Raw genomic sequence first — 790 nt, 5'->3', positions numbered from 1 at the left:
TTGCTTTCAGTCTCTGCTGAAGACTGAAAGTTACCTTCGCTTTACTATTTCTAATAGTTTTCTCACATAATCATCTGCGTGGTTTATTGAAAACTCTCCATGATACATATTAGGAAGAACTTGTATAAAACTATCCTGCAATTTTTCATGAATGATTTTAGCAGATTTTTTCATTGATTGCTTTTCTTTTTCTCCAACATAAATTTGAACGGTTGCTTCACACTCTCCAATGCCATCTTTTAGTGAATATACTGAGTTTTCCTGTAAAAAGGCAATCATATCACTCTTTCTAATAGCACAAGTATCTTTGTAATATTCATCAAACAAATTCGACTTTATTCGTAGTGATTTGAATTGCAATTTTGAAAACCACTTATACTTTATTAAGCCATAGCAACTTCCAAACGCCGGTTTAATCATAGAATATGTAAATTTTGAAGGTATCACAAGTACACTTTCCACTATTGCATACTTACATATATCTTTGCGTTGAGATAAAATTTCAAGCAAAATCTGCCCTCCAAGCGATAGTCCTCCCATCATTAAAACAGAACCGCCCAATTTGCTATTTACAAATTCTATAATATCCAAAGCATTATTCTCTATCGTTGTAAACTGCTTATCACATCCTGCATGACCATCTAATATAGGCAAAACCACATGATAATCTGTTTGAAGTCTTTCAGCAACCTCTTTGTAATTCCACCATGATAAACCGCCTCCGTGTAAGAGGATAATTACATCGCTGTTTTCTTTTCCATATTCTACATAATTCAACCTCTTTCACCTC

At 33.5% G+C, this 790-nt stretch carries 1 protein-coding gene; it reads right to left on the bottom strand.

Features of this window, described 5'->3' with window-relative positions:
* Nucleotides 1–30: 30 nt before the first annotated feature.
* Nucleotides 31–777: an alpha/beta hydrolase gene (locus PG766_RS16855; protein ID WP_005342006.1), complete on the bottom strand. Its 747-nt coding sequence runs from the start codon at nucleotides 775–777 to the stop codon at nucleotides 31–33.
* Nucleotides 778–790 lie beyond the last annotated feature (13 nt).

It is taken from the genome of Coprococcus sp. LG101-27 (genome assembly GCF_027695515.1).
In the GTDB taxonomy this organism is placed as follows: Bacteria; Bacillota; Clostridia; order Lachnospirales; family Lachnospiraceae; genus Allocoprococcus; species Allocoprococcus comes.
Note: the sequence above shows the minus strand (reverse complement) of the source record. Positions and strands in the feature narration are given on the sequence as shown.